The 3,958-nt window shown below is 50.6% G+C and carries 3 protein-coding genes, 2 tRNA genes and 1 other annotated feature; of the genes, 3 read left to right on the forward strand and 2 right to left on the reverse strand.

Annotation, left to right across the window (positions count from 1 at the left end; all coding sequences use genetic code 11):
* Positions 1-87 precede the first annotated feature (87 nt).
* Both QVO97_RS00310 and QVO97_RS00315 read right to left on the reverse strand, forming a co-directional pair.
* Positions 88-160: transfer RNA gene (locus tag QVO97_RS00310), tRNA-Lys, on the reverse strand.
* 3 nt (positions 161-163) lie between these two features.
* A tRNA-Phe gene (locus tag QVO97_RS00315) sits at positions 164-236 on the reverse strand.
* A gap of 232 nt (positions 237-468) precedes the next feature.
* Positions 469-719: a binding site (T-box leader), on the forward strand.
* A gap of 189 nt (positions 720-908) precedes the next feature.
* On the opposite strand from QVO97_RS00315, the gene QVO97_RS00320 reads away from it, so the two are divergent.
* The 3 genes from QVO97_RS00320 (at position 909) to QVO97_RS00330 (ending at position 3,889) form a co-directional block, all read left to right on the forward strand.
* Entirely contained in the window at positions 909-1,955 is a 1,047-nt protein-coding gene (locus QVO97_RS00320; protein WP_022358460.1) for an ABC transporter substrate-binding protein, read from the forward strand.
* A gap of 219 nt (positions 1,956-2,174) precedes the next feature.
* Entirely contained in the window at positions 2,175-3,095 is a 921-nt protein-coding gene (locus tag QVO97_RS00325; RefSeq protein ID WP_022358461.1) for an ABC transporter permease, read from the forward strand.
* Positions 3,089-3,889: an ABC transporter ATP-binding protein gene (locus QVO97_RS00330; RefSeq protein ID WP_022358462.1), complete on the forward strand. Its 801-nt coding sequence runs from the start codon at positions 3,089-3,091 to the stop codon at positions 3,887-3,889. The genes QVO97_RS00325 and QVO97_RS00330 overlap by 7 nt, the downstream gene beginning before the upstream one ends.
* Positions 3,890-3,958: the final 69 nt, after the last annotated feature.

Here is a 3,958-nt window from a genome sequence, read left to right on the forward strand (position 1 = left end):
CGTTAGTGCCTTTTTGTGTAATAGAGAATTCCAAGGGATTTCCCATTATACAAAAAGACACATCGCGTCTGCAATGTGTCTTCGTAATGAGGCATCGGGGATTCGAACCCCGGACAACTTGATTAAAAGTCAAGTGCTCTACCGACTGAGCTAATACCCCATATGCCCAGAACCGGAATCGAACCAGTGACACGAGGATTTTCAGTCCTCTGCTCTACCAACTGAGCTATCTGGGCATCCTGAGGAATCCTGTGATTCTCATGTTCGCTCTTGTTCAGCGACATGCATTATTATACTAAAGGGAGCTGCGATTGTCAAGGATTTTTTTGAACTTTTGCAAAAACTTTTTAAGCTTCACAACCTGGCAGTTACTGTTCACACATTATGTAAACTTAATGCAAAATCATCCAAATTTTAGAGTTGACAAATCTACTCCGTTGTGTTTATAATTCAGATAACGAAAACACAGAGAAACCGATGAGGAAGAGGAGTATCTGACCTATGTATCGCCACAGAGAGTTCCGGATGGTGGAAACGGAACGCCTTACCGTCAGTGAATGGACTTCCGAGGGCAGCCTTGAACGATTGCTTCAGTAGAGGCTGACGGGACCCCACCCGTTATCCATCGGGGCACGTATGATGGTACGTGTAAGCGAGTGGACATTTTCACAAATGTCAATTTGGGTGGTATCGCAGAAGTTTACGCTTTTGTCCCATGTATGGGGACAGAGGCGTTTTTTAGTTTCTGGAAACATTCTCAGTAAAATCTTTCATCACGGCGCGCGGCGCCAAACCAAAGAGAATCTTCTTTCCAGACACATTCTTTACTCTGCTCCGGCAAGGCAGACTGATACATCTGCCATCCAAAACAAATATCAAAATAAGAATAAAGAATGGAGAAAATGACTATGAAAAAGAATCTGAAAAAATTATTTGCACTTGGATGCACCGCAGCCCTGACACTGACAACCGCAGGATGCTCTTCCAGCACATCCAGCAACGCTTCCGAAGCAGACACCACCGCCGAAACCTCTCAGGAAGCTTCCACGGACAAAAAAATTTATAATGTAGCGATTGTCAAACAGCTCGACCACGCTTCCCTCGATGAGATTGCAAATGCAGTCGAGGCAGAGTTAGATAAAATCGCCGAGGATAACAATGTAGCCATTTACTACGAACTGTACTCCGGCCAGAATGACCAGACAACCTTAAAGCAGATTGGTGATCAGGCGGTTGCTGACGGTGTTGACGCCATCATCCCGATTGCAACCCTGGCTGCACAGGTAGCGACCGTATCCGCACAGCAGACCCAGACACCGGTTGTCTACGCCGCTGTTTCCGATCCGGAAGCCGCTGAGCTGACCGGCATCGACTATGTAACCGGTACCAGCGATGCGCTGAACACCGAGAAAATCATGGATATGATGTTTGCCGCAAACCCAGATGTTAAAAATGTGGGGCTTTTATATTCCTTATCTGAGGCAAACTCAACCAAACCGATCGCGGATGCAAAGGCATACTTAGATGAAAAAGGCATCTCCTACACCGAGCAGACTGCAAATACCAACGACGAAGTAATTACCGCTGCCTCCTCCCTGGTTGCTGACAAAGTAGACGCTGTCTTCACTCCTACCGACAATGTCATCATGGCAGCTGAGCTGGCTATCTTCAATGATCTGGCCGATGCAGGCATCCCGCACTATGCCGGCGCTGATTCCTTCGTCCGCAATGGCGCATTTGCCACCTGCGGCGTCAACTACACGGCTCTTGGTACACAGACCGCTGACCTTGCTTATCAGGCAATCACCGAAGGCATGGACGGCATGGAAGACTACTACACCGCAGAAGGCGGCATCGTAACCGTAAATACCGAGACTGCAAAAGCCCTGAATATCGACACAGCTGTATTCAAAGACTTTGGCGATGTTGTAGAGGTTACAACCACCGAGGACTAACATCCTCATCCGATGGCACTTTGTTTTTCATTTGCCTGAGATTTGTTTCATAACCGATCCACCAATTTTTACATATTATAATGTTTGACTGACTTTCATGTACTCTCAGAGCCGTAAGACAGACCAGACGCCAGCCGCATCCCCCGCTTACCACGCGGCTGGCGCATCTGCCTTATGAACGCTCTGGGAGTACAGATCATTCTACGGAGGTAATTTCCCATGCTTCATATTTTACAAACCGCTCTGGAACTGGGATTTCTGTATGCGCTGGTGCCGATGGCGCTGTTCTTGAGTTTCCGCATACTGGACATCGCGGATATGACGACGGACGGCTGTTTCGTCCTCGGCACAGCGGTATCCGTCACAATGGCTGCGGCAGGGCATCCATTTCTCGCGGTTCCGGCTGCCATGCTTGCAGGCATCTGCGCCGGATTTGTCACCGCATTTCAGCAGACCCGTCTCGGCGTGCCGTCCATTCTCGCCGGTATCATCACCAATATGGGACTCTACACCATCAATCTGATGGTAATGGGCTGGAGTGCCAACGTGAGTCTTTTAAAGACAGAGACCATCTTTTCCCTGCTTCAGAAAACCGGTATCGGGGGTGACTGGTATGAAGCACTTCTGGCAATCTGCGTAACTGTGCTTGCGGGCGCACTGCTCGTCTATTTTCTCGGTACCCGTCTGGGACTCTCCATCCGGGCAACCGGCAACAACATTGACATGGTGCGCGCCTCCTCGATCAACCCGACATTTACCATTACAGTCGGCTTATGCATCGCCAATGCGCTGACCGCACTCTCCGGCGCAATGGTCGGTCAGTATCAGAATACCGCCGACATCAACGGCGGCACGGGTATCGTCGTGATCGGTCTTGCCTGCCTGATCATCGGTGAAACCGTCCTCGGACGCCGCGGCGTGGCAAGAGGTGTCATCGCCACCGTCATCGGTTCGATTATTTACCGTTTTATCTACGCTATCGTCCTGTATACAAAAATCATGCCTGTACAGGGGCTGAAACTGGTCACCGCTGTGATCGTAGCGCTGGCAATCGCATTTCCGACGATCCGGAAATGGGCGGCATTCCAGACACGTAAAAATGCAGCGGCACGCCGGAAGGGAGGACACGGAGCATGTTAAATATTCAGTCGATATCAAAAACTTTTAATCCAGGAACTGTCAACGCCAAACAGGCGCTCTCCGGGCTGTCCCTGCATCTGGATCACGGAGATTTCGTGACAATCATCGGTTCCAACGGCGCCGGAAAATCGACCCTGTTCAATGCGATTGCCGGCAGCTTCTACGTCGATGACGGCTTTATCGAGCTGGACGGCGAGGACATCACCTATATGCCGGAGCACAAGCGCAGCCTGATGGTCGGCCGCCTCTTCCAGGACCCGTTAAAGGGAACGGCGCCGGGCATGACGATCGAAGAAAATCTTGCCCTCGCCTATCTGCGGACTGCAAAGGGGAAATCGCCATTTTCCCGCATTTCCAAGAAAGATAAGGATGCGTTCCGCGAACGCCTCTCCCTCTTAAATATGGGGCTTGAAGACCGGATGACCCAGCCGGTCGGACTTCTCTCCGGCGGTCAGCGCCAGGCGCTCACCCTGCTCATGGCAACCCTCATCACGCCGAAGCTTCTGCTGCTCGATGAGCACACTGCCGCCCTCGATCCGGGAACAGCTGAAAAAGTACTGGAGCTGACGAAAAATATCGTTGCTGAGGAGAAAATCACCTGCCTGATGATCACCCACAATATGAACCAGGCTCTGGAGCTCGGAAACCGCACGCTCATGATGGCAAACGGAAATATCGTGCTCGACGTCGGCGGCGCAGAGCGCGCTTCCATGACTGTCGAGGATCTGATCGCCCGCTTCAAGACCGGCGCAGGCCACGCACTGGATAATGACCGGATTTTATTGTCGGAATAATTTTAAAAAAGCAAAAAATTCAAAAAGTCCCATCCTTTCAGATTTGAATCTGCATAAGGATGGGACTTT

It is taken from the genome of Clostridium sp. CAG:43 (assembly GCF_000434655.1).
Taxonomy (GTDB): Bacteria; Bacillota; Clostridia; order Lachnospirales; family Lachnospiraceae; genus Otoolea; species Otoolea fessa.

Bases quoted from the DNA above. Each gene is read 5' to 3' on its own strand.
- QVO97_RS00320 (WP_022358460.1), top strand. From the start codon at position 909: ATGAAAAAGAATCTGAAAAAATTATTTGCACTTGGATGCACCGCAGCC.
- QVO97_RS00325 (WP_022358461.1), top strand. From the start codon at position 2,175: ATGCTTCATATTTTACAAACCGCTCTGGAACTGGGATTTCTGTATGCG.
- QVO97_RS00330 (WP_022358462.1), top strand. From the start codon at position 3,089: ATGTTAAATATTCAGTCGATATCAAAAACTTTTAATCCAGGAACTGTC.